The sequence below is a fragment of the Celeribacter sp. SCSIO 80788 genome, assembly GCF_051054295.1.
Lineage (GTDB): Bacteria > Pseudomonadota > Alphaproteobacteria > Rhodobacterales > Rhodobacteraceae > Celeribacter.
Genome location: NZ_CP150482.1, coordinates 2,591,185 through 2,609,344 on the forward strand (window position 1 = coordinate 2,591,185; position 18,160 = coordinate 2,609,344).

At 60.8% G+C, this 18,160-nt stretch carries 22 protein-coding genes; 8 read left to right on the forward strand and 14 right to left on the reverse strand.

The genetic code is table 11. From position 1 onward, the window contains the following. Positions 1 to 38: 38 nt before the first annotated feature. Positions 39 to 791: an electron transfer flavoprotein subunit beta/FixA family protein gene (locus V1471_RS13045; RefSeq protein WP_434289326.1), complete on the forward strand. Its 753-nt coding sequence runs from the start codon at positions 39 to 41 to the stop codon at positions 789 to 791. Further along, positions 791 to 1,705, forward strand: coding sequence for an electron transfer flavoprotein subunit alpha/FixB family protein (locus V1471_RS13050; RefSeq protein ID WP_434289327.1), 915 nt, complete (start codon positions 791 to 793; stop codon positions 1,703 to 1,705). Before V1471_RS13045 ends, V1471_RS13050 begins: the two co-directional genes overlap by 1 nt. A gap of 71 nt (positions 1,706 to 1,776) precedes the next feature. Here the strand turns inward: V1471_RS13050 and V1471_RS13055 are convergent, their stop codons facing one another. Further along, positions 1,777 to 2,604, reverse strand: coding sequence for a DUF6473 family protein (locus V1471_RS13055; protein ID WP_434289329.1), 828 nt, complete (start codon positions 2,602 to 2,604; stop codon positions 1,777 to 1,779). Between the two features lie 177 nt (positions 2,605 to 2,781). Between V1471_RS13055 and V1471_RS13060 the strand changes: the two genes are divergently transcribed. Beyond that, positions 2,782 to 3,657 carry a 3-hydroxybutyryl-CoA dehydrogenase gene (locus tag V1471_RS13060; protein WP_434289331.1) on the forward strand — a complete coding sequence of 292 codons (876 nt, stop codon included), beginning with the start codon at positions 2,782 to 2,784 and terminating at the stop codon, positions 3,655 to 3,657. A 98-nt stretch (positions 3,658 to 3,755) separates the two neighbouring features. On the opposite strand, the gene V1471_RS13065 is transcribed toward V1471_RS13060, so the two are convergent. From V1471_RS13065 to V1471_RS13095, 7 genes are read right to left on the reverse strand one after another with little or no spacing between them, the layout of a single operon-like run. Beyond that, the gene (locus V1471_RS13065) at positions 3,756 to 4,646 is read right to left on the reverse strand and encodes a lysophospholipid acyltransferase family protein (RefSeq protein ID WP_434289333.1); all 891 of its coding nucleotides are present in this window, start codon (positions 4,644 to 4,646) and stop codon (positions 3,756 to 3,758) included. Position 4,647: 1 nt separating this feature from the next. Next, complete coding sequence (locus V1471_RS13070) at positions 4,648 to 4,923, reverse strand: HPr family phosphocarrier protein (protein ID WP_434289334.1); 276 nt, start codon at positions 4,921 to 4,923, stop codon at positions 4,648 to 4,650. 40 nt (positions 4,924 to 4,963) lie between these two features. After that, the gene (locus V1471_RS13075) at positions 4,964 to 5,356 is read right to left on the reverse strand and encodes a PTS sugar transporter subunit IIA (protein ID WP_434290938.1); all 393 of its coding nucleotides are present in this window, start codon (positions 5,354 to 5,356) and stop codon (positions 4,964 to 4,966) included. Between the two features lie 13 nt (positions 5,357 to 5,369). Continuing rightward, complete coding sequence (gene rapZ / locus V1471_RS13080; protein ID WP_434290940.1) at positions 5,370 to 6,251, reverse strand: RNase adapter RapZ; 882 nt, start codon at positions 6,249 to 6,251, stop codon at positions 5,370 to 5,372. 35 nt (positions 6,252 to 6,286) lie between these two features. Beyond that, on the reverse strand, positions 6,287 to 6,721 hold the full coding sequence (locus V1471_RS13085) for an HPr kinase/phosphorylase (protein ID WP_434289336.1): 435 nt from the start codon (positions 6,719 to 6,721) through the stop codon (positions 6,287 to 6,289). A 3-nt stretch (positions 6,722 to 6,724) separates the two neighbouring features. Next, positions 6,725 to 8,455, reverse strand: a complete 1,731-nt coding sequence (locus tag V1471_RS13090; protein WP_434289338.1) for an ATP-binding protein — start codon at positions 8,453 to 8,455, stop codon at positions 6,725 to 6,727. Further along, complete coding sequence (locus tag V1471_RS13095) at positions 8,455 to 9,156, reverse strand: response regulator transcription factor (protein ID WP_434289339.1); 702 nt, start codon at positions 9,154 to 9,156, stop codon at positions 8,455 to 8,457. Before V1471_RS13095 ends, V1471_RS13090 begins: the two co-directional genes overlap by 1 nt. On the opposite strand from V1471_RS13095, the gene V1471_RS13100 reads away from it, so the two are divergent. From V1471_RS13100 to V1471_RS13110, 3 genes are all read left to right on the forward strand, one after another. Continuing rightward, entirely contained in the window at positions 9,155 to 9,388 is a 234-nt protein-coding gene (locus V1471_RS13100; protein WP_434289341.1) for a hypothetical protein, read from the forward strand. The two genes, V1471_RS13095 and V1471_RS13100, sit on opposite strands and share 2 nt — an antisense overlap. 147 nt (positions 9,389 to 9,535) lie before the next feature. Then, on the forward strand, positions 9,536 to 11,134 hold the full coding sequence (locus V1471_RS13105; RefSeq protein ID WP_434289343.1) for a phosphoenolpyruvate carboxykinase: 1,599 nt from the start codon (positions 9,536 to 9,538) through the stop codon (positions 11,132 to 11,134). A gap of 98 nt (positions 11,135 to 11,232) precedes the next feature. Further along, positions 11,233 to 11,562 carry a c-type cytochrome gene (locus V1471_RS13110; protein WP_434289345.1) on the forward strand — a complete coding sequence of 110 codons (330 nt, stop codon included), beginning with the start codon at positions 11,233 to 11,235 and terminating at the stop codon, positions 11,560 to 11,562. Between the two features lie 12 nt (positions 11,563 to 11,574). Here the strand turns inward: V1471_RS13110 and V1471_RS13115 are convergent, their stop codons facing one another. Then, positions 11,575 to 12,345, reverse strand: a complete 771-nt coding sequence (locus V1471_RS13115) for a sulfite exporter TauE/SafE family protein (RefSeq protein ID WP_434289347.1) — start codon at positions 12,343 to 12,345, stop codon at positions 11,575 to 11,577. Between the two features lie 206 nt (positions 12,346 to 12,551). On the opposite strand from V1471_RS13115, the gene V1471_RS13120 reads away from it, so the two are divergent. After that, entirely contained in the window at positions 12,552 to 14,225 is a 1,674-nt protein-coding gene (locus V1471_RS13120) for an acyl-CoA dehydrogenase family protein (RefSeq protein ID WP_434289349.1), read from the forward strand. Positions 14,226 to 14,242: 17 nt separating this feature from the next. On the opposite strand, the gene recO is transcribed toward V1471_RS13120, so the two are convergent. Further along, complete coding sequence (gene recO / locus V1471_RS13125; protein WP_434289351.1) at positions 14,243 to 14,986, reverse strand: DNA repair protein RecO; 744 nt, start codon at positions 14,984 to 14,986, stop codon at positions 14,243 to 14,245. Between the two features lie 63 nt (positions 14,987 to 15,049). Next, a complete protein-coding gene (locus tag V1471_RS13130; RefSeq protein ID WP_434289352.1) occupies positions 15,050 to 15,379 on the reverse strand; it encodes a DUF1491 family protein in 330 nt (109 codons plus the stop codon). Positions 15,380 to 15,479: 100 nt separating this feature from the next. Between V1471_RS13130 and V1471_RS13135 the strand changes: the two genes are divergently transcribed. Next, positions 15,480 to 15,686, forward strand: coding sequence for a hypothetical protein (locus V1471_RS13135; protein ID WP_434289354.1), 207 nt, complete (start codon positions 15,480 to 15,482; stop codon positions 15,684 to 15,686). Positions 15,687 to 15,702: 16 nt separating this feature from the next. Here V1471_RS13135 and era read toward each other — a convergent pair whose 3' ends face one another. The 3 genes from era to lepB are packed head-to-tail and all read right to left on the reverse strand — an operon-like array spanning position 15,703 to position 18,078. Continuing rightward, complete coding sequence (gene era, locus V1471_RS13140) at positions 15,703 to 16,617, reverse strand: GTPase Era (RefSeq protein WP_434289356.1); 915 nt, start codon at positions 16,615 to 16,617, stop codon at positions 15,703 to 15,705. Further along, positions 16,610 to 17,299 carry a ribonuclease III gene (rnc, locus tag V1471_RS13145; RefSeq protein WP_434289358.1) on the reverse strand — a complete coding sequence of 230 codons (690 nt, stop codon included), beginning with the start codon at positions 17,297 to 17,299 and terminating at the stop codon, positions 16,610 to 16,612. The genes era and rnc overlap by 8 nt, the downstream gene beginning before the upstream one ends. Next, positions 17,296 to 18,078 (reverse strand): signal peptidase I, encoded by a 783-nt coding sequence (gene lepB, locus V1471_RS13150; protein WP_434289360.1) that lies wholly within the window; start codon positions 18,076 to 18,078, stop codon positions 17,296 to 17,298. The genes rnc and lepB overlap by 4 nt, the downstream gene beginning before the upstream one ends. Positions 18,079 to 18,160: the final 82 nt, after the last annotated feature.

Here is an 18,160-nt window from a genome sequence, read left to right on the forward strand (position 1 = left end):
GCATCCCCGAAAACGGGGGACTATAGGGAGTTTACGCAATGAAGGTGCTTGTGCCTGTCAAACGCGTGATCGACTACAACGTGAAGGTCAAAGTGAAGACCGATGGCACGGGTGTCGATCTTGCAAACGTGAAAATGTCGATGAACCCGTTCGACGAGATTGCTGTGGAAGAGGCCATTCGCCTCAAGGAATCGGGAGTCGCCACCGAGGTGGTGGTGGTCTCCATCGGCGAAAAAAAAGCCACGGATACGATCCGCAACGCGCTCGCCATGGGCGCGGATCGCGGCATTCTCGTGACCGAGGATCAGGGCGTCGATATCGAGCCGCTCGCAGTGGCGAAAATCCTCGCCAAGATCGTCGCGGAAGAGGCCCCCGAACTGGTGATCCTCGGCAAACAGGCCATCGACAACGATATGAACGCGACGGGTCAGATGCTTGCGGCCCTGCTGGGCTGGGGTCAGGCGACCTTTGCCTCCGAAGTGTTGATTGCGGATGGCAAGGCGGTTGTGACCCGCGAGGTGGACGGCGGTCTTCAGACCATTTCCGTGAACCTGCCCGCCATCGTGACCACCGACCTGCGCCTCAACGAGCCGCGCTACGCCTCGCTGCCGAACATCATGAAGGCGAAGAAAAAGCCGCTCGACGAGAAAACCGCCGCCGATTACGGCGTCGATACCACCCCGCGCCTGACGGTTGTCAAAACCGAAGAGCCCGCCGCACGGGAAGCCGGGATCAAGGTTGGCTCCGTCGATGAGCTTGTTGCGAAACTCAAAGAGGGAGGTCTCGTCTGATGGCTGTTCTCTGTCTTGCAGAAGTGGCGGGCGGCACGGTTGCGCTCGATGCCACAGCGAAAGCCGTATCCGCCTCCGCGAAACTCGGCGATGTGACCCTTCTGGTCTGTGGCGCGCCGGGCGATGAGGCCGCGAAAATCGACGGTGTGGCCAAGGTTCTGGTCGCCGACGATGCCGCCTATGCCCACGGGCTGGCGGAAAACCTCGCCGATCTGATCGTCTCGCTGGCGGGCGGCTATTCCCACATCACCGCCCCTGCGACCACCACCGGCAAGAACGTGTTGCCGCGCGTGGCCGCACTTCTCGACGTGATGGTCCTGTCCGACGTGATCGAGGTTGTGGACGCCGATACGTTCAAACGCCCGGTCTATGCCGGCAACGCGATCCAGACGGTGAAATCCGGCGATGCGGTGAAAGTCATTTCCTTCCGCACCTCGACCTTCGAGGCGGCTGGGGTCGGTGGCTCCGCCGCGATCGAAACGGCTGCCAGCGCGGGCGACAAAGGCCTGTCGGCTTTCGTCGAGGACAAGGTGGCCGAAAGCGACCGCCCGGAACTGACCTCCGCCAAGATCGTCGTCTCCGGCGGGCGCGGTGTCGGCTCGGAAGAGGACTTCGCCATCATCGAAAAGCTCGCCGACAAGCTCGGTGCCGCCGTCGGTGCGTCTCGCGCGGCGGTCGACTCGGGGTTCGCCCCGAACGACTGGCAGGTCGGTCAGACCGGCAAGGTCGTGGCCCCCGAGCTTTACATCGCCTGCGGCATCTCCGGTGCGATCCAGCACCTTGCGGGGATGAAGGACTCGAAGGTCATCGTTGCGATCAACAAGGACGAAGAAGCCCCGATCTTCCAGGTCGCCGACTTCGGCCTCGTCGCGGACCTTTTCCAGGCCGTGCCGGAACTGACCGAGAAGCTCTGAAACGCGCTTTGAGAGAAGACAAAAAGCCCGCCAGAACGGCGGGCTTTTTGCTGTCCGGCTCACCCCGTGTTTCACACATAGGGGGCAAGCGCATCCTGAAGCGCCGTTGCGGCCTTGGAATGGACGACGGGGCCGAGCATCTCGCGCGCCGCCGGGGCATCCAGATCGGAATAAACCATGAGATCATAGCCCTGCTTGATCTCCTCGGGCGTGGCGACCACCTCCACCACGTCTTTGACCAAGGGACGAATCTCCTCGATCATCTCGCGATTGACGAACAGCGGATCGGCTCCGATTGCATCGCAGGCCGTCTGATCATCCAGAGAATGGTCGGAAATCCAGAGCAGCATCAGCTCACCGTGAAGTTTCATGGCCATGGTGCGCATCCGGGCCACCCAAGCATCGCGCAGCTCCTGACGCACCATGAAGAATTTCTCCTCCGACGCGTGAGCGAGCGTCTGAAGCAGGTGCCGCGTGAAGTTGAAATCGGTGAAATCGACCTCACGATAGATTGTTCGAAGCAAAGTCGAGGCGCGCAGGAAGCGGTCGTTGCGACGCTGATGCACGGCATAAAAACGGTTCGACATGTTCTGTGCGCCGGAAATTTGCAGCACCGTCATTTTTGATTTCTTGCAGATCTCGAGCACGGTTTCGTCGCTCAGGAACACATCGACACCGGCATTCACACAGCCGAGGTTCACGGTCTCGATGCCCGCACCCGCCTCGACCAGATCGGTGAAGGGCACATCGACATATTTGCCATAGGTCTCGGTCCCGCCAAGGAAGGCGACATAGGGCTCATCGAGGTCTTTTTGCGGCCCCCGGAATAGAAGTTTCGATTTGCCATAGCGGCACGGATTATAATTGAGGGCGCCTTCGCCCATGTTTTGGTAAGCCATGTGTCCACCCACTGGTTCGTATTTTCACCCAAGGCCCAGATTCGCAGAGACAGGTTGCGAAATCGCTAAACCGACAATTCGTCGTGAATTTTACAGGTCAGCCTCGCTGTCTTACCCCTTGAACCGGGCCTTGCAGCGCGCGTAAACTCTGGCCAAGTCATTCCAAGGAGAAGCGTCATGGGCATCAGGAAAGTAGGCGTCGTCGGCGCCGGTCAGATGGGCAACGGCATCGCCCATGTCTTCGCGCTCGGAGGCTATGAGGTGCTCCTCAACGACATCTCTCAGGACGCTCTGGACAAGGCCGTCGTGACCGTCACACGCAACCTCGACCGGCAGGTGTCCCGCGAAAAAATCACGCAGGATGAACGGGATGCAGCACTTGCACGGATCAGCACGACGCTCAAACTCGAAGACCTCGGGCAGACCGATCTGGTGATCGAAGCGGCGACCGAACGCGAGGACGTCAAGAACGCGATTTTCGAACGCCTGCTGCCACATCTGAAACCCGAGACGATCCTGACCTCCAACACCTCGTCGATCTCGATCACCCGGCTTGCGTCGCGCACCGACCGGCCGGAAAAATTCATGGGGTTCCACTTCATGAACCCGGTGCCGGTGATGAAACTCGTCGAGCTTATTCGCGGCATCGCCACCGATGAAGCAACCTACAAGACGCTTTTGGGTGTGGTCGAATCGCTCGGGAAAACCGCCGCTTCCGCCGAGGATTTCCCGGCTTTCATCGTCAATCGCATCCTGATGCCGATGATCAACGAGGCGGTCTATACGCTTTACGAAGGGGTCGGATCGGTCAAATCCATCGACGAGTCGATGAAGCTTGGCGCGAACCATCCGATGGGACCGCTGGAGTTGGCGGATTTCATCGGGCTCGACACCTGTCTGGCGATTATGAACGTGCTGCACGACGGGTTGGCCGATACGAAATACCGGCCCTGCCCGCTTTTGACGAAATATGTCGAGGCCGGGTGGCTCGGGCGCAAGACCCAGCGCGGGTTCTACGATTACCGGGGCGAAACGCCCGTGCCGACGCGCTAAGACCGACGCAAAACAAAGGGGCCTCAAGGGCCCCTTTTGACTGTCGGATTTGCGTCGGACTTCTGTCGGACTTTTGTCGGGCAGAAATCCGCCCCGCCTCAGTCCGTGCGCCCACCCAAAGCCAGCGTGTGCGACCGCATCCAGTCCATGAACTCGCGGGTCTTCGATTGCCACGGTTCGAGATCGACAGGCGTCAGCGGATCGCCGATGACCGGCGACTGCGGCTTGTCGAGCGCATGAGCGATCTCATGCAGCAAAAGCCCCTGACGAAAACTCGCGGCGATCTTGTCGGCGATCTGATAGAGCCGCGTGTTGCGTCCCGGGAAATAGATCGGCAACACGGTCGCGCCGGATTTCAACACCATCTTGGCGGTGAACGGGTTCCACGGTTTTTCCTTCACCGGCCCCCACCAGGTCTCCGACGAGGCCACGGCGCCAGCGGGGAAAAGGATGATCACCCCCCCGGCTTTCAAAGTCTCCATCGCCTCGTTGCGCATCTTGATCGACTCGCGGTGACTGTCGGGCTCGTGCGGAAACGGCACGGGCAACATGAACGGGTCGATCTCCTGAATGCCGGTCAGAAGCGAGCGGGTCAGGATCTTGTAATCGGTGCGCACCTGGCCGATCAGCTCGGCCATCACCAGTCCGTCGACCAGACCGTGCGGGTGGTTGGCCACCACCACGAGCGGGCCGGTGGCCGGGATCTTGGCGATCTGTTCGGCGGGGGTCTTCACCTCGATCCCCATGACCTTCAGCGCTTGGGAAAAGAACGGCTGGCCCATCGGCGTGCCCATCCGTTCGAACCGGCGAATGCGGCGCAGCAGCGGCAGTTTGCCGGTCACCCATTCGATGGTGCGGATCACCGCAACCTTGGACGGATCGGAAAACGTCCCGGCGTAGGACAGCTTGCGCCCGTCATAGCGCACGAAATCCGGGTCACCTGGTTTCGGGGCGTGGATCTCCGTCCCTTGGTCTTCGGGGTGAGACACTTTACATATCCTCGCCAAATCTGTCCTTGATCAGGGCCTCGATCGCATCGGCCAGAGCCGCCGCATCGGCACCCGTCGTGGTGACGTCAATAGTCGTTCCCTTCGAGGCTGCCAACATCAAAAGCCCCATGATGCTGTCGCCGCCGGTGCTCAGCCCGTCTTTCGAGACATGGGCCTCGGCGTCGAACTCCTCGACGGTTTCCACGAATTTCGCCGACGCCCGGGCATGCAGCCCCTTCACGTTCACGATCTCATGTGTGCGTGTCACAGACGCCATGTGCCCTCCTCAAGACGTTTCGGCTCAGCGGCCCTCTATATTAGCGGCCCTGCACATCGAAACTGTCGATGTATTTACGGCCTGCATCCAATGCACTGCCGACCGCTTCCGCAACCGATTTGTGGCGCGATTTGGCGAGCTTGATCAGCATCGGCAGGTTCGCGCCGTAAATGATTTTTCTGTCATCGTGATGACAGGCCATCAGCGAGAGGTTCGACGGGCTGCCACCGAACATATCGGTGACGACGACCACACCGTCGCCGGTGTCGACCTCGTCGGCCGCTTCGCAAATCTCGCGCTGTTTCATGGAGCGGTCGTGATCGGGTTCGATGGAAATCGCCTCGATCCCCGTCTGTTTGCCCACGACATGTTCCACGGCGGCCAGATATTCCCTGGCCAGCCCTCCATGCGCGACGATGACGATTCCGATCACGCCCATACCCCGATCAGTTGCCGCCCTGGCGGCGTTCAAGTTCCCTGTGCCTTATTGACACCGGCCAATTATGTTCCGCAAGGGCTTTGGAGAGAATTTCGGCCAGCGTGACCGATCTGTGTTGCCCACCGGTACAGCCAAACGCGATGGAGAGGTGTTTCTTGCCCTCTTCCTTGTAGGCCGGCAGCAGAAGCAGTGTCAGCTCCAGCACCTTATCGAAAAACGCCGCAAAACGCGGGTCGTTTTGGACATAGTCCTGCACACGGGCATCCGTGCCGTTCAACCCGCGCAGGGGCGCGTCCCAATAGGGATTCGCCAGAAACCGCACGTCGAACACCATATCGACGCCGCGCGGCATGCCCCGTTTGTAGGAGAAACTGTGAACGGAGACGGCCATTTCCGCCTCCCGCCCCTCGGCGAACCAACGTTCGATCTCGTCGCGCAGCTGATGCGGTGTCATCTCCGAGGTGTCGATGAGGATGTCGGCCCGCGTCCGGATCGGCACCAGCAGATCGACCTCCCGCGCCACGCCGTCTGCGACGGTTTCGGCAGGGGCCAGAGGGTGACGACGGCGGGTTTCGGAATAGCGGCGGATCAGCACCTCGGGCGCGCAATCGAGATAGAGCACCTCGGCCTCGCAGCCCGGATCGCGGCTCAGATCGTCGATCACCTCGATCAGCCCGTTGACGGAGAAATCGCGGTTGCGCACATCGAGACCCAGCGCCAGCGGACGGCTCAGCCCCTCGCCTTCGAGAAGCCGCGGCAGGATCGACATCGGCAGGTTGTCGATCACCTCGTAACCGAGATCCTCCAGCGCGTTGATCGCAGTGGAGCGTCCGGCACCCGACGGGCCGGTGATCAGCACCACGCGTTGCGGTGTCTTGGTCTGGGTGATCTGGGTCTGGGCGATCTGGACACCCTCGGGAGTGCTCACGCGCACCGGCCTCCTTTGAGCCATTGGATCAGGGCGGGGGCGAAACCGGGGCCCTCGACCTTGAAAAACACGGGAATCGAGACACCGATCAGAGCCGTTTCCCGCGCCGGAGGCAAGCGGTTGGGTTCAGTTTGAGACAGATCGACCACCGCCCTGATGCGCGCATGTGACAGCGCCGGGGCGGAGAGAAGCCCGACCCCGCGGGCCTCGATCATGCCGGAGATCGTTTCCGGTGCCTTGGCAATCAGGGTGTCGCCTGCGCGCGTCAGTTCGGTGCGATCATCCGCGACCAGATGCGCGCCGAACCCCATGAGGGTGAGCGCCAGCGTGGACTTGCCGCATCCGGAGGGGCCGGTGATCAGGAGTGCTGCGTTTTCATCCAGCGCAACACAGGAGGCATGCAGATTGAGCGGCGCGCCCTCGCTCTCCATCGCTCAGACCGGCAGACCGACGACGAAACGCGCCCCAAGCGGATCGGAGGTGATGTCGGCATCGGTCGGGCGGATATTCTCGGCCCAGATCACGCCACCATGCGCCTCGACGATCTGTTTCGAGATCGCAAGACCGAGACCCGAGTTATTGCCGAACTGACCTTCGGGACGCTCCGAATAGAAGCGTTTGAAGATCTTGGTCAGCGCCTCTTCGGGGATGCCCGGACCGGTGTCCTCGACGACGATCAGCACCCGGTGATCGCGTTTGCGGACCCAGACCCGGATCGCATCGCCATCCTCGCAGAACGAGACCGCATTGGTGATCAGGTTGACGAAGACCTGCGCCAGACGCGCCTCCAGACCGGAAATCACGATCGGCTTGTCGGGCATGTCGGAGATGAACTCGACACCCTTCTCCTGCGCCTCCTGCGACAGGTAGTCGATCAGGTTGCTCAGCATCTGGATCAGGTTGAACTCTTCCTCTTCCTCCTTCACCAACTCGCTGTCGAGCCGTGAGGCGTTGGAAATGTCGGAGACCAGACGGTCGAGGCGGCGCACATCATGTTCGATCACATCGAGCAGTTTCGCGCGGTGTTCCTCTTTCTTGATCATCCTGAGCGAGCCAACTGCGGAGCGCAGCGAGGCCAGCGGGTTCTTGATCTCATGGGCGACATCGGCGGCGAATTGTTCGTTGGCGTCGATCCGGTCGTAAAGCGCGGATACCATGCCCCGGAGCGCCGAGGACAGGCGTCCGATCTCGTCGGGACGGCCCGACAGGTCGGGAATGCGCACGCGACCCGGCGCCACCTTGCGGCTGTTCTTGTCGCGCCCGATCTCGGCGGCGGCAGCGAGATCCGCGAGCGGGTTGGCGATGGTCGAGGCCAGAACGAGACTCAGACCGATGGAGACCAGAATGGCAATGACGAAGACCTGAAGAATCTGCTCGCGCTCGACCCGGACCAATTCATCGATTTCGCCCTCGCCGGAGGTGAGCACGATCGCCCCGATGGTCTGTTTGCCCGCCTCCGCCTCGACGGTGACCGGCGCGGCGACGGTGAAGACCGTGAAGCCCTCGGCACTGACGCTGGTGTTGACGTGAATTTCATTGTTGAGCGCCTGACCGGCAAGACCCGCGATATGTTCCTTGGCGTCGGAAATCTGTGTACCCTGCGCACCTTTGCTGAGCGTCACCGCCGACCAGATGCCATTGAGGAAATCGGAAATCACGGTGGAGCGATCATTGCGCTCGATCCCCGCCACCTGTGCCATTTCGACACGCGCCATGCCCTCGGTCGAGGCGATCAGGCGACCCGTCGTATCGTAGACGAAGACATGTTCGCGCAGCGGCAGTTCCAGCACTTGCAGCACGGAGGCGATGTCCTCTGCCCCGCCATCCGCGGTGAGCGCGCCGTCCTTGCCCGCCGTCAGCTCCAGCATATCGGCCACCAGCGCCGCCTCGGTGACCATCGCCATTTCGCGCTGCACCACGAGGCTGTCGCGGAACGGGTTGAGATAGAGGATGCCAGCGACCATCAGGATGATCGCGACAAGGTTGAAGGTGATGATCTTCTGCGCCAGAGGCGAACGGTTCACGGCGATGAAACGGCGACGCTCCCGCTTCGCGCGCAAATCCGCATCGAGTGTGCGCGGCGCAACCCAGTCGTCGCCGAGCACCACATCCGTGTCCTCGGTGCTACGCTTAGCGGCGCGATCCGTGCCGGAAGAAAACGACATTATTCCTCGTTATACCTGTAGCCGATGCCGTAAAGCGTTTCGATGGCGGAGAAGTCGGGATCGGCGGAGCGCATTTTCTTGCGCAGACGCTTGATGTGGCTGTCGATGGTCCGGTCGTCGACATAGACCTGATCGTCATAGGCGACATCCATCAGCTGATCGCGGGATTTCACGAAGCCCGGACGCTGCGCAAGAGCCTGAAGCAACAGGAATTCGGTGACGGTCAGGGTCACATCGTTGCCTTTCCAGGTCACCGCGTGACGCAGCGGGTCCATTTCCAGCTCGCCGCGCACCATGACCTTGGTGTCTTCGGTCTCGACCACGTCGATGCCTGCGATCGCCTCCTGACGACGCAGAAGCGCGCGGATGCGTTCGACCAGAAGACGCTGGGAAAACGGTTTCTTGACGTAGTCGTCGGCGCCCATGCGCAGCCCCAGAACCTCGTCGATCTCATCGTCTTTCGAGGTCAGGAAAATCACCGGCATGTTGGTTTTCTGGCGCACGCGCTGCAACAGGTCCATGCCGTCCATACGCGGCATCTTGATGTCGAAGACGGCCATATCCGGCAGGCGTTTGTTGAATGCGTCGAGGGCCGACTGCCCGTCATTGTAGGTTTCAACCTCGAAGCCCTCGGCTTCCAGGGTCATGGACACGGAGGTCAGGATATTCCGGTCGTCATCAACCAAGGCGATACGAGACATGGTCGGTTCCCTTCAACTGCTCAACTGGTTCATTTTTTGTGCCATACTCCGCGTTTCCCGAGGTCAAATCAAGCGAAACCGCGAATCAGTTGCGGCACTGAAAGCCATGGAAAGACAAAAAAGACAAGGAATGACTAATATGTCTCATCCGGCCATTCCGGCTGCATGGATTTTATGCCCGCAAAAGAAGGGGTTTGATCTGTTTGCGCTACCTCGGTCATGGTTGCGCTAACCTTGACCTGTGTCCTGTTTACGACAGCGACAAGCGTGATATAGCACAACCGTCGGGCGCATGGCCGCCCCGGGCGCGAATGGCCCTTTCGCGCCATCAAATGTTATCCACAGACGCCGTCAAGGACACGGCGAGGGAGCTTTGCATATGACGACCGGACGCGTGAACCCGGCTTTCACTCTTGAGGACCAAGGCATTACCGGGCTTGGCACTGTCTATTACAACCTGCTTGAGCCCGCGCTGATCCAGGAAGCGATCAAACGTGGCGAAGGCGAGCTTGGCCAAGGGGGTTCTTTCCTCGTGAGCACCGGCGAGCACACCGGGCGCTCTCCGAAAGACAAATTCGTTGTGCGCACTCCGGACGTGGAAGACACGATCTGGTGGGAAAACAACAAGCCGATGGACCCGGCGAAATTCGACGTGCTCTACGCCGATATGCTTGAGCACATGAAGGGCCGCGAGTTCTTCGTCGAGGATCTGTATGGCGGCGCCGACCCGGAAAATCGTCTCGATGTCCGCATGATCACCGAGCTCGCGTGGCACGGTCTGTTCTGCCGCACCATGCTGCGCCGTCCGGAGCTCAAGGAGCTCGATGATTTCACCGCCGATTTCACCGTCATCAACGTGCCGTCCTTCAAGGCCGACCCGGAACGTCACGGCTGCCGGTCGGAGACCGTCGTCGCGCTGAACTTCGAGAAAAAGCTGATCCTGATCGGCAACACCGAATATGCGGGCGAGAACAAGAAGGGCGTGTTCACGCTTCTCAACTACATCCTGCCGGGCAAGGGCATCATGGCGATGCACTGCTCCGCCAACCACGCGCCGAACAACCCGGTCGACACCGCGATCTTCTTCGGTCTGTCCGGCACCGGCAAGACGACGCTCTCCGCCGACCCGTCCCGCGTCCTGATCGGCGACGACGAGCACGGCTGGTCCGACAAGGGCACGTTCAACTTCGAAGGCGGCTGCTACGCGAAGACGATCAACCTCTCGGCGGAAGCCGAGCCGGAGATCTACGCCACGACCTTCAAATTCGGCACCGTGATCGAGAACATGGTCTACGACGAGCACACCAAAGTGCTCGACTTCAAGGACAGCTCGCTGACCGAGAACATGCGCTGTGCCTACCCGCTGGAGTATATCTCCAACGCGTCCGACACCGCGATGGGTGGCCATCCGAAGAACATCATTCTTCTGACCTGCGACGCCTTTGGCGTTCTGCCCCCGATCGCACGTCTGACCCCGGCGCAGGCGATGTATCACTTCCTCTCCGGCTTCACCTCGAAGACCCCCGGCACGGAAGTGGGCGTCGTGGAACCGATCCCGACCTTCTCCACCTGCTTCGGCGCACCGTTCATGCCGCGTCGCCCGGAAGCCTACGGCAACCTGCTGCGCGAAAAAATCGCGAAGCACGGTGCGACCTGCTGGCTGGTGAACACCGGCTGGACCGGCGGGGCCTTCGGCTCCGGCTCGCGGATGCCGATCAAGGCAACCCGCAACCTGCTGCACGCCGCTCTCGACGGTTCGCTGCATGACGTCGAATTCCGCACCGACCCGAACTTCGGCTTCGAAGTGCCGGTCTCCGTGCCGGATGTGGCCGACGTCCTTCTCGACCCGCGCAAGACCTGGAGCGTGAACGAGGAATACGATGCGCAGGCCGAGAAGCTCGTGAAAATGTTCAAAGAGAACTTCGAGCAGTACCTGCCCTATATCGACGACGACGTGAAAGCCGCCGCGATCAAGTAAGTCTCTGCGAGACTGCGACATTCAGCGCCCCGGTTTCGGCCGGGGCGTTTTCTTTTGTCCGTCACAAGGATGTCACCGCGATCTGGCAGACAGGCGGCATGAAATACCTGCTCGCCTTATGCCTTTTCGCCCTGCCCGGCTTTGCCGAGGAGACCGGCCTCACGGACCCCGCGCTGATTGCGGCGGGACAGCAGGCGTTTCTCGACTATTGCTCCGCCTGTCATGGCGAAGAGGCGCTCGGAGAGAACGGGCCGGACATCCAGGGGTCGATCCTGAAGGACGTGACGATGGCGGTAAAGGGCATCGACCAGATGCCGGAGATCTGGCTGGAAGACGGCGAGCCGGAGGCGATTGCCGCCTTTCTCATGTCGCTGAATCCGAAGGTGGCCGAGATCAAGTTACGGCTTGAGGCAGCAAAACGGAATTAAACCGCCACGTCTTTAAAACAGCCCGCGCCGGATCAGGTTCGCCCCCGCGATCAACAGGACGAACAGCGTGGCGCGTTTGAATTTCTTCTGGTCCAGCCGATCCTGCACCCATTGCCCCACGGCCATCCCCAGAACCGCAGGCAGCAGCAGCATGGCGGAAAGCGGAATGGTCTGGGCGTTCAGCACGCCAGAGCGCAAATGCGCCAGAAGAAGCGTGATCGCGCCCGCGCCAAAAATCACCCCGGTGATCTTGATCTGGAGCTTTTTCGGCGTGTCCACGGCGGTGAGATAGGCGACGGTCAGCGGCCCCCAGACCCCGGCAATGCCACCGATCACACCGGAAATCGCACCCAGACCCAAATCGTAGAAACTGCGGTGATGCTCGGGAATGGTCAGCGCCCGCCCGATCAACAGGTAGCTCGCCAACAGGACGACGATCACCCCAAGCGACAGGAAGACCACGGATTGCGGCAGGATCACGACGAGCTGCGCCGAGAGCATGATCATCACCAGCAGAGCGGCGATGTAGAGCTTGTAACGGATCGCCGCCTCCACCGCTTCCCCGACACCGCCGCGCAACGCCTGCCAGACATTGGAGACGACGGTCGGAAAGATCAGCCCCGCCAGCGCCAGTTCGGGCGACAGAAAGGAGCCAAGCCCGGAGAGAATGATCATCGGCATGGCAAAGCCCGTCGCCCCTTTGACGAACCCCGCCAAGAGCGCGATGACGAGGGCCGCGAGAACCTGCGGGAAGGTGAGGAGGGAGAGAAGGCTGTCGATCATGGCCCCTGATAGGGCCGGAGGACGGTCGCTGTACAGGGCCAAGGCGGCATGTCGATGCAGCCAGCGATACGGTTTTATTGGTCCAGCGAGGCTCTGAATTTCATTGCGACATATTACGTCAAAATAAAACCTTAAGAGAAAATATTATTGCGCTGCGACTGCGAAGTGATTAGACAGACACAAGACCCCGAGGAGGAGAGATTCCCATGGCCCTTGATCAACAGGAGCTGACCATGTCGAACCCGATTTTGCCCGATCTTCTGACCCTGACGGCGGCTTCCGTCGGACCGGCCGAGGCGCTTCTTGACCGTGCCCGCGCCGCTTTGCGCACGGAGTTTCTCGACGGCGAGCGGATTTCCGGACGCAAACTTGAGGCCAATCAGACGGCGGCGCACGGGCTTGCCTGGCTTGCGACCTATGTCGAGAGCCTGCGACAGATGCAGAAATGGGCCGAGCGCCTGTCTGAGGAGGGCAAGTTCGGCGAGATGGAGCAACTGATCCATCAGATCGCCTTCGGGGAATACCTCAGCCAGATTTACGGCGGCATCCCGATGAACCAGGGCGAAATTTGCCGCCCCGCCGATCTTGGCCTTGGCATCGTGCAGCCGAGCCATAACGAGGTGGTCAAGCTGATGCTCAACGGCAATTCCATCGCCGCGCGCAGCCGTCTTGTCGAGCTGATGCGGGACAATGCGGGCCATGCGACCTTTGGCGCTTCGGGGCTCGACGACGATCTGGAAATGATCCGCGATCAGTTCCGCCGATTTGCCGATGAGAAGGTCGTGCCTTTCGCCCATGAATGGCACCTCAAGGACGAGTTCATCCCGATGGAGATCATCGAGGAACTGGCGGAGCTGGGCGTTTTTGGCCTCACGATCCCGGAGGAATACGGCGGATTCGGCTTCCCGAAAGCGGCGATGGTCGTGGTGTCGGAGGAGCTGTCGCGCGGCTATATCGGCGTCGGTTCTCTGGGCACGCGGTCCGAGATCGCGGCGGAGCTGATCCTTGGCGGCGGCACGGAAGAGCAGAAACAGCAATGGCTGCCGAAGCTCTCCTCCGCCGAGATCCTGCCGACCGCCGTGTTCACCGAGCCGAACACCGGCTCTGATCTCGGGTCCCTGCGCACGCGCGCGGTGAAAGAGGGCGAGACCTACACGATCACCGGCAATAAAACCTGGATCACCCACGCCGCGCGCACCCATGTGATGACGCTTCTGGCCCGCACCGATCCGAACACCACGGATTACAAAGGCCTGTCGATGTTCCTCGCCGAAAAAACGCCCGGCGACGACGAGAACCCCTTCCCCACCCCCGGCATGACCGGCGGCGAGATCGAGGTTCTGGGCTATCGCGGCATGAAGGAATACGAGCTGGGCTTTGACGGGTTCAAGGTGAAGGCCGAGAACCTTCTGGGCGGCGAAGAGGGCAAGGGTTTCAAACAGCTCATGGAGACCTTTGAGAGCGCCCGTATCCAGACCGCCGCGCGTGCGATCGGTGTGGCGCAGAACGCGCTTGAGGTGGGCATGCAATATGCCGAGGACCGCAAGCAATTCGGCAAATCGCTGATCGAATTCCCGCGTGTCTCCGGCAAGCTGGCGATGATGGCCGTCGAGATCATGGTGGCACGTCAGCTCACTTATTTCTCCGCTTGGGAGAAAGATCACGGGCACCGGTGCGACCTTGAGGCCGGGATGGCGAAGCTCTTGGGCGCGCGGGTCGCTTGGGCTGCGGCGGACAATGCGCTGCAAATCCATGGCGGCAACGGCTTTGCACTGGAGTATCAGATTTCCCGCATTCTCTGCGATGCGCGCATTCTGAACATCTTCGAAGGCGCGGGCGAGATTCAGGCGCAGGTGATTGCACGACGTTTGCTGGGCTGAACCTGACAGAAAGACGCTTAGAAAGGCGGTGCCTCCTGCGCCGCCTTTTTTGCGAGCCGGTCAAGGAAGCGATCGCGGGCAGCGGGCAAAGGCCGGTCCGACAGTTCGGCGGCAATTTTGGTCAGGAAATGCCCCGTGGTCAAAAGCCCCTGACCGATCTCTGTGAAATCGAGGGACGATTGCCCCAAAAGACATTGCGGCAGGGGCAAAAGCCGGTCCGCCCAGTCGCCCGCGCCCTGTCGGGACACAGCACGCCCCGTCTTGGGCGAAACGTAAATCAGATCGTCGGGCGAACCGGTGACCGCACAGGACGAGAGATCGAGACCGAAGCCCAATTCCTCCAAGAGCGACACTTCCCAATGAAGATAGGCCAAGGGCCACATCGGGTCGGTGCCGATCCGGTCGAACAACGCGAGACTGTCGACATAGAGATAGCCATGGGGCTCACGTTCGGGCAGCAGAAAGGACAGCATCGCCGCCGTCGCCGACATGCCCGCCAGCGCCAGAGGATCGCCCAGCACATGCGCGCGGCTTTTCACCGGCTCGAAGGTAAAGATCCCGAGATGATCCTCGATCCGGGCTTTCCACGTCACGGCGACCTGCCCGCCCGGTTGCAGATGCGGCGTCATCTTGCGCGAAATGCCGCCCCGCACCACGCCCGCATGACGCCCGTGATCGGGGGTGAAGACCTCGACGATCACCGAGGTCTCGCCATGTTTGCGGACGGACAAGACCACCCCTTCATCGCGCCACTCGATCATGCGTCTTCCGGCTTTTCGTTGGCAAAAATACTCATAAAACCCTGACCTGCGAAGGGCGCGCAGTCAATCGCTGAGGCCCGGCTCATCCAAAAGCGTGCGGCCCAAACGGTCCTCCACCTCGATGATCCAGAGATCGGGATCGAAAGACCGTTGTTTGGCAAGCGACGCATCCACGGCGCGTTCCTCGCCCTCGGTCAGCAACACCCATTCGCGGCGATCTTCCATCAGATTGAATTCCCGCTGAAAGACCTTGGCCCGCCCGTCGAGCGTGTTGAGCTTGACCATCACGGCCCCCGCCGTGGCGTCGCCCTTTTTCACAACGAAGGCCGGAATATCCGCAAGCCGCAAGCGCGTCAGATAGGCAGAGACCCAAATTTCAGCCGTCAGTCGCACTTTCTGTCCTTACCTAAGGTAAATACGTTGATTTCGCAGGCGGAGCCGTTTTTCGTGGAACCATCGAACCGCACTCGAAACCCGTTTCAAGGACCAATTCATGGCTGAACCGAAATACAAACCGAACCCGATCCTTCTCGTCCTCATGCTCCTCGGCGCCGCCTTGGTCGTGGCGCCGACGCTCATGGGCCTGCCGCCGGGTCCGGCGATGATGCTCACCTTCGTCGGCTTCGCGCTTTTGCTGGTGAATTTCATCGCAAACATGGTTGCTCTGGCGAAATTCAAGAAAGCGCAAAAGGGGGATTAAACGGCTCCTGCGGGGCTCAGTTTCCGTCTTTGAAATCGAGCCCCATTTCGCCGTAGCGCTCCGCCTCTTCAAGCCAGTTCGGGCGCACTTTCACCTGCAAAAACAGGTGAACCTTGCGGCCCAGAAACTCCGAAAGCTCCTCACGCGCGCTGCGCGAAATGCGTTTGATCGTCTCGCCGCCCTTGCCGAGAATGATCCCTTTGTGCCCGTCCCGAGAAACGTAGATCACCTGATCGACACGGGCGGAGCCGTCTTTACGCTCTTCCCATTGCTCGGTCTCGACGGTGAGCTGATAGGGCAATTCCTGATGCAGGTTGAGGGTCAGTTTCTCGCGGGTGATCTCGGCCGCGATCATGCGCATCGGCAGATCGGCGATCTGGTCCTCGGGGTAAAGCCACGGGCTTTCCGGCAGCTCACGGGCGAGCCATTTGCGCAGATCGTCGACGCCTTTGCCCTTCTCGGCGGAGATCATGAAGGTCTCCACGAAGCTGCGCCGTTCGTTCATGCCTTTGGCCAGCGCGAGGAGCTTCTCCACGTCGACCATGTCGATCTTGTTGATCGCCAAAGCGATTTTCTGCTTCGGGTTCGAATGCTCGTCCAAAGCGGCCAAAATGGCCTCAACGCCCTCGGTGATACCCTTATGCGCCTCAATCAAAAGCACGACGATGTCGGCATCCGCAGCCCCGCCCCAGGCGGCAGAGACCATGGCGCGGTCGAGGCGGCGTTTGGGTTTGAAAATACCGGGCGTGTCGACGAAAACGATCTGGCTGTCGCCTTCCATCGCGACACCGCGAATGCGGGCGCGGGTGGTTTGCACCTTATGCGTCACGATGGAGACTTTCGCGCCCACCATACGGTTCAGAAGCGTCGATTTCCCGGCATTGGGTTCGCCGATCAGGGCGACAAAGCCCGCGCGTGTGGTCTCAGCCATTCGAGGCCTCCAGTTTTTGCAAAAGCGCCTTGGCGGCGGCTTGTTCGGCCTGACGTTTGGACGGGGCCTCTGAACGCTCAGACTCGCCGCTTTCCAGCGTGACGGCAATGGTAAAGACCGGCGCGTGATCCGGGCCTTTGCGCGACACCTCGACATAGCTCGGCGGTTTCTGACCGCGGGCCTGCGCCCATTCCTGAAGCGCGGTTTTCGGATCGCGGGCGTCGTCCTCGACCCGGTCGATGCGTTTGCCCCACAGCCTGCGCACCAGCGCCTTCGCCACCTCGAAACCGGCATCGCGGTAAACGGCGGCGATCACCGCCTCCATCGCGTCGGCCAGCAACGCCTCCTTGCGGCGCCCGCCCGACATCATTTCGGAGCGCCCGAGTTTCAGCACCGCACCAAGATCGATCTGACGGGCCACATCGGCGCAGGTTTCCTTGCGCACCAACGCGTTGAACCGCGGCGCGAGCTGACCTTCGGAGGCGGATTTGTCTTTCTCGAACAGGGCCTCCGCCATGGTCAGGCCCAACACCCGGTCGCCGAGGAATTCGAGACGCTGGTTGTCGGGGCGGGTCGGCGAGGAGATCGAACTGTGGGTGAGCGCGCGCAGCAGCAGTTCGGGCTGAGAAAACTCATGCCCGAGCCGCGTCTGGAACGCACTTATATCGGCGGAAATCTTCACTGGAGAGCCTTGAAGAAGCGGTCTTTGCGCCACTCCCAGAAATAGACAAGGCGGGAGCCGGCGGAGGAGAACATCACGCGGCTCACTTTGCCCAGAAGGTATTCTTCGGGAACGAAACCGACACCGCCCGCCGATTGTGCCAGACGGCTGTCGGCGGAGTTGTCGCGGTTGTCGCCCATGAAGAAGTAATTGCCTTCCGGAACGGTGTAGACCGGCGTGTTGTCGAGCGAGATGTTGCGAATGTTGAGGACCGAATGCTGACGCCCGCCCGGCAGGGTTTCGATATATTTCTCTTTGATGCAATCGCCGCCTTCGCCGGGCGTGTTGGAACAGGCCGGGTAATGGCCCGCAGCGCCTTGCTTTTCGAAGGTTTCGATAAAGGCCCCATCCGGCGTCTGCGGCACTTCTTCGCCATTGAGGAAGATCACACCATCGCGGATCTGAACCTGATCGCCGGGCATGCCAATCAGACGTTTGACGAAGGTGCGGTGCTGGGTCGGATGTTCGAAGACAACGATGTCGCCGCGCTCCGGCTCATGCCCGAGGATGCGCCCGGAGATCGGGCAGAGGAAATTCACCAGCTTCGGGCAGGACCATTTCGAATAGCCGTAACTCATCTTATTGACGAAAAGAAAATCGCCGATCAGCAGCGTGTCTTTCATCGAGGAGGACGGGATGTAGAAGGGCTGGAAGAACAACGTCCGGAAAATACCCGCGATCAACAGCGCGTAGACCACGGTTTTGATGGTTTCGACCAGACTGTCCTTGGTGCTGCTCATCTTCTCGTCCTTTGGGAGAAACGGTTTTACGTCATGCGGGATATGAAAGGCGCGCGAGAGGGAGTCAAGGCAAACGCCCGTG

What these genes read in the sequence shown, in the direction of transcription:
- V1471_RS13055 (WP_434289329.1), bottom strand. Translation starts at nt 2,604, where the DNA reads ATGGCTTACCAAAACATGGGCGAAGGCGCCCTCAATTATAATCCGTGC.
- lepB (WP_434289360.1), bottom strand. Translation starts at nt 18,078, where the DNA reads ATGAGCAGCACCAAGGACAGTCTGGTCGAAACCATCAAAACCGTGGTC.
- V1471_RS13100 (WP_434289341.1), top strand. Translation starts at nt 9,155, where the DNA reads ATGGTCGGTTCCCTTCAACTGCTCAACTGGTTCATTTTTTGTGCCATA.
- V1471_RS13060 (WP_434289331.1), top strand. Translation starts at nt 2,782, where the DNA reads ATGGGCATCAGGAAAGTAGGCGTCGTCGGCGCCGGTCAGATGGGCAAC.
- V1471_RS13095 (WP_434289339.1), bottom strand. Translation starts at nt 9,156, where the DNA reads ATGTCTCGTATCGCCTTGGTTGATGACGACCGGAATATCCTGACCTCC.
- recO (WP_434289351.1), bottom strand. Translation starts at nt 14,986, where the DNA reads ATGATCGAGTGGCGCGATGAAGGGGTGGTCTTGTCCGTCCGCAAACAT.
- V1471_RS13115 (WP_434289347.1), bottom strand. Translation starts at nt 12,345, where the DNA reads ATGATCGACAGCCTTCTCTCCCTCCTCACCTTCCCGCAGGTTCTCGCG.
- V1471_RS13110 (WP_434289345.1), top strand. Translation starts at nt 11,233, where the DNA reads ATGAAATACCTGCTCGCCTTATGCCTTTTCGCCCTGCCCGGCTTTGCC.
- V1471_RS13050 (WP_434289327.1), top strand. Translation starts at nt 791, where the DNA reads ATGGCTGTTCTCTGTCTTGCAGAAGTGGCGGGCGGCACGGTTGCGCTC.
- V1471_RS13085 (WP_434289336.1), bottom strand. Translation starts at nt 6,721, where the DNA reads ATGGAGAGCGAGGGCGCGCCGCTCAATCTGCATGCCTCCTGTGTTGCG.
- era (WP_434289356.1), bottom strand. Translation starts at nt 16,617, where the DNA reads ATGGCTGAGACCACACGCGCGGGCTTTGTCGCCCTGATCGGCGAACCC.
- V1471_RS13070 (WP_434289334.1), bottom strand. Translation starts at nt 4,923, where the DNA reads ATGGCGTCTGTGACACGCACACATGAGATCGTGAACGTGAAGGGGCTG.
- V1471_RS13120 (WP_434289349.1), top strand. Translation starts at nt 12,552, where the DNA reads ATGGCCCTTGATCAACAGGAGCTGACCATGTCGAACCCGATTTTGCCC.
- V1471_RS13135 (WP_434289354.1), top strand. Translation starts at nt 15,480, where the DNA reads ATGGCTGAACCGAAATACAAACCGAACCCGATCCTTCTCGTCCTCATG.
- V1471_RS13045 (WP_434289326.1), top strand. Translation starts at nt 39, where the DNA reads ATGAAGGTGCTTGTGCCTGTCAAACGCGTGATCGACTACAACGTGAAG.
- V1471_RS13105 (WP_434289343.1), top strand. Translation starts at nt 9,536, where the DNA reads ATGACGACCGGACGCGTGAACCCGGCTTTCACTCTTGAGGACCAAGGC.
- V1471_RS13090 (WP_434289338.1), bottom strand. Translation starts at nt 8,455, where the DNA reads ATGTCGTTTTCTTCCGGCACGGATCGCGCCGCTAAGCGTAGCACCGAG.